At 69.9% G+C, this 4,006-nt stretch carries 5 protein-coding genes; 3 read left to right on the plus strand and 2 right to left on the minus strand.

Annotated features, from left to right (window positions below):
- Positions 1–128 precede the first annotated feature (128 nt).
- Positions 129–764, minus strand: coding sequence for a LysE family translocator (locus tag AB4Y84_RS15310; RefSeq protein ID WP_089241505.1), 636 nt, complete (start codon positions 762–764; stop codon positions 129–131).
- Positions 765–856: 92 nt separating this feature from the next.
- Between AB4Y84_RS15310 and AB4Y84_RS15315 the strand changes: the two genes are divergently transcribed.
- The 3 genes from AB4Y84_RS15315 (at position 857) to AB4Y84_RS15325 (ending at position 3,388) form a co-directional block, all read left to right on the plus strand.
- Complete coding sequence (locus AB4Y84_RS15315) at positions 857–1,267, plus strand: acyl-CoA thioesterase (protein ID WP_025875773.1); 411 nt, start codon at positions 857–859, stop codon at positions 1,265–1,267.
- Between the two features lie 43 nt (positions 1,268–1,310).
- Positions 1,311–2,117 (plus strand): NAD-dependent protein deacetylase, encoded by an 807-nt coding sequence (locus AB4Y84_RS15320; protein ID WP_442244001.1) that lies wholly within the window; start codon positions 1,311–1,313, stop codon positions 2,115–2,117.
- Positions 2,118–2,284: 167 nt separating this feature from the next.
- Complete coding sequence (locus AB4Y84_RS15325; protein WP_105163262.1) at positions 2,285–3,388, plus strand: NADH:flavin oxidoreductase/NADH oxidase; 1,104 nt, start codon at positions 2,285–2,287, stop codon at positions 3,386–3,388.
- 3 nt (positions 3,389–3,391) lie between these two features.
- Here the strand turns inward: AB4Y84_RS15325 and AB4Y84_RS15330 are convergent.
- A partial coding sequence (locus tag AB4Y84_RS15330) for a substrate binding domain-containing protein (protein ID WP_442250383.1) occupies positions 3,392–4,006 on the minus strand: 615 nt, incomplete at its 5' end.

Here is a 4,006-nt window from a genome sequence, read left to right on the forward strand (position 1 = left end):
GTGCAGACTTCATGGAGAAGCCTGTCATGTCCCCACGAGGCGTGAAGGTGGGGTAGGCGATGCCCGCTGTTCCCTTCCGCTAAGGCTGCAGGGGCGTCAGGTGAAAAAGGCGACGCTGTGCAGGGTCATCACCGCCGCCCATCCACCGCCATGCGCACGGCCAACCCGGCCAGCACCGTGCCCATGAACCACCGTTGCACCGCCTGCCAGGTGGGACGCGCAGCCAGGAAGCCGGCGATGCTGCCGGCCATCATCGCGATGATGCCGTTCACGCTCACGCTGACCAGCAGCTGGGTGGAACCCAGCACCAGCGACTGCATCAGCACGCCGCCTTCGCTGTCCGGGTGCAGGAACTGCGGCAGCAGGGACAGGTACATCACCGCGACCTTGGGGTTCAGCACGTTGGTCAGGAAACCCATCGCGAACAGCTTGCGTGGGCCGTCCACCGGCAGGTCACGCACCGCGAACGGCGAGCGGCCGCCGGGCTTCAGCGCCTGCCACGCCAGGTACAGCAGGTACAGCGCGCCGCCGATGCGCAGCGCATCGTAGGCGAACGGCACGGTCATCAGCAGCGCGGTGATGCCCAGCGCCGCGCACAGCATGTAGAACACGAAGCCCAGCGCCACCCCGCCCAGCGAAATCAGCCCGGCCACGCGGCCCTGGCAGATCGAGCGCGAGATCACGTAGATCATGTTCGGCCCGGGTGTCAGCACCATGGCCAGCGAGACAAGGGCGAAGGCCAGCAGGTCGGACGTGGCGGGCATGGTGGGTTCACGCAGTGGGGGTGCCGAAGTGTAGCGCCGCCTGCACATCACCTGCCTTAAAATCCGTCTCACCCCACACCCGAACCGCCCCCATGACCCCCATCCCCGAGACCGTGCCGCCGACCGAAGTGCGCATGGCCGAAATCGTCTTTCCCAACCACACCAACCACATGGGCACCCTGTTCGGTGGCCAGGCACTGGCATGGATGGACAAGGCCGCCTTCCTCGCCGCCGCCCGCTACTCGCGCCGCACCGTGGTGACCGCGCGCAGCGACCAGGTCGATTTCAAGCTGCCGATCCGCATCGGCCAGATGGTGGAGACGATCGGCCGCATCGTCGAGGTTGGCCGCAGCTCGATGAAGGTCGAGGTGGAGCTGATCGCCGAGGACCTGCACAGCGGCGAGCGCAAGCTGTGCACCCGTGGCCACTTCGTGATGATCGCCCTGGGCGACGATGGCCACCCGGTGACCGTGCCGCAGCTGCCCGGCGCGCCGGCGGCCTGAGCCGATGCTTGCGGGGGCGCCGGTGCGCCCCCATCTGGCTGCCATGACCCCGCCGCTCACCGACTTCATCGACCGCGCCCAGCGCCTGTTCGTGCTGACCGGGGCCGGCTGCAGCACCGCCTCGGGCATCCCCGATTACCGCGATGCCGATGGCCAGTGGAAGCGCACGCCGCCGGTGACCTACCAGGCCTTCATGGGTGAGGCCGCCACCCGCCAGCGCTACTGGGCGCGCAGCCTGCTGGGGTGGCCGCGCTTCGGCCAGGCCCGGCCCAACGGCACCCACCAGGCGCTGGCCGCACTGGAGGACAGCGGCAAGCTGCAGGTGCTGCTGACCCAGAACGTGGATGGCCTGCACCAGCGCGCGGGCAGCCAGAACGTGATCGACCTGCATGGCCGCCTGGACCTGGTGCGTTGCATGGGCTGCGAACGCCGCAGCGAGCGTGAGGCGTTCCAGCAGCGGCTGCTGCAGGCCAACCCCGGCTGGGAATTGCTGCAGGCCGGTATCGCGCCCGACGGTGACGCCGATCTGGAAACCGACTTCTCCGCGTTTGCGGTGCCCGACTGCCCGCACTGCGGTGGCCTGCTGAAGCCGGACGTAGTGTTCTTCGGCGAAAACGTGCCGCGTGAGCGCGTGGCTACGGTGCATGAGCACCTGCAGCAGGCGGATGCAGTGCTGGTGGTGGGTTCCTCGCTGATGGTCTATTCCGGCTTCCGCTTCGTGCAGGCGGCGGCCAAGGCGGGTCTGCCGGTGGCCGCGCTGAACCGTGGCCGCACCCGTGCCGACGACCTGCTGCAGTTCAAGGACGAGCGCGACTGCGCCGAGGCGCTGGCCGGGTTCGTCATCGGGTAGCGCCGGGCCATGCCCGGCGGAAACGGGCTGCCGCGCTGTGCGCTCGCCGGGCGTGGCCCGGCGCTACCCACAACGCGCCCCCACGAAACAGCGATCCACCCACACGGTTGATCTATCGGCCGCACAGCGGTGCAATACGCACCCCCTTTGGTACACCCCCCACTGCCGTGAGCCAGCTGTTTTCGCCGATCTCCTTCGGCCCCCTGACCCTGTCCAACCGCATCGTCGTCGCGCCGATGTGCCAGTACTCCGCCGAAGACGGCCGCGCCAGCGACTGGCACGCCATGCATCTGGGCAACCTGGCGCAGTCCGGCGCGGGCCTGCTGATCCTGGAGGCCACCGCGGTCGAAGCGCGCGGCCGCATCAGCTGGGCCGATCTGGGCCTGTGGGATGACGGCACCGAAGCGGCCCTGGCGCAGGTGCTGGCCAGCGTGCGCCGCTGGTCGCCGATGCCGCTGGGCGTGCAGCTGGGCCATGCGGGCCGCAAGGCGTCGGTGAATCGTCCCTGGGACGGCGGTGGCCAGCTGCCGGCCGATGATGCCCGCGGCTGGGCGACCGTGGCCCCCTCGCCGCTGCCGTTCCATGCCGCCGATCCGGCACCGCAGGAACTGGACGAGGCCGGTATCGCCGAAGTCGTTGCCGCTTTCGCCGCCAGCGCGGTGCGCGCCGAGCGCCTGGGCTTCGAGCTGATCGAGATCCACGCCGCGCACGGTTATCTGCTGCATCAGTTCCTGTCGCCGCTGAGCAACCGCCGCACCGATGGCTACGGCGGCTCGCTGCCGAACCGCCTGCGGATGCTGGTGGAAGTGTTCGACGCGGTGCGTGCCGCAGTGTCGGACAAGGTCGCCGTAGGCGTGCGCATCTCCGCCAGCGACTGGGTCGAGGGGGGTTGGGACATCGTGCAGAGCGAGGCGCTGGCACAGGTGCTGGACGCGCGCGGCTGCAATTTCCTGCATGTGTCCAGCGGCGGCCTGCACGAGCGCCAGAAGATCAGTGTTGGCCCGGGCTACCAGGTGCCGTTCGCGGCGGCGATCAAGGCCAAGAAGGTGCGCATGCCGGTGATCGCGGTGGGCATGATCACCGAGCCGGAGCAGGCCGAATCGATCCTGCGCCACAACCAGGCCGATGCCATCGCACTGGCCCGCGGCATCCTGTACGACCCGCGCTGGCCGTGGCACGCCGCCGCTGCACTGGGCGACAGCGTGGTGCCGGCACCGCAGTACCTGCGCTGCGAACCGCGCGACGCACGCGGCGTGTTCAGCCCGCGCTGAGCACTACACCTGCCAGGCCGGCGGCAGGCCGGCCTGCAGGTGCTCGAACAGCGCGCGGATCTTGGCGGTGAAATCGCGGCGGTCGCTCACGCAGAAGTAGACGTCCATCGGTTCCGGCTGCCAGTCGGTGCCGCAACCGAACACGCACTGCAGGCGACCATCGCGCAGGTAGGGCTCGGCCACGAACGCCGCCAGCCGGGTGATGCCGGCACCGGCGGCGGCCAGCTCGGCCAGCGCGTCGATGTCATCGCAGACCATGCTCGGCGGCAGCGCTGCATCCACCCGCTCGCCGTTCTTCAGCAGGCCCCAGCGCAGTGGCCGGCCATCGGTGGGAAAGCGATGCAGCAGGCCGCGATGGGCGGCCAGCTGCGCCGGTTGCAGCGGCGTGCCGTGCGCCTGCAGGTACGCCGGCGAGGCGCAGAAAACGAACGGGATGCGCGCCAGTGGACGTGCCACCAGCCCGTCCTCCAGCTGCGCGCCGATGCGGATGCTGGCATCCACCGCCTCGGCACCGTGCTGCACGGCGCGATCGGTCAGGCGCAGCTCCAGCTGCAGCTGCGGGTAGCGCTGCTGCAGCGAGGGCAGCAGCGGTGCCAGCACGTGCCGGCCGAACGCGCT

The organism is Stenotrophomonas sp. 2YAF22 (assembly GCF_052114665.1).
Lineage (GTDB): Bacteria > Pseudomonadota > Gammaproteobacteria > Xanthomonadales > Xanthomonadaceae > Stenotrophomonas > Stenotrophomonas indicatrix.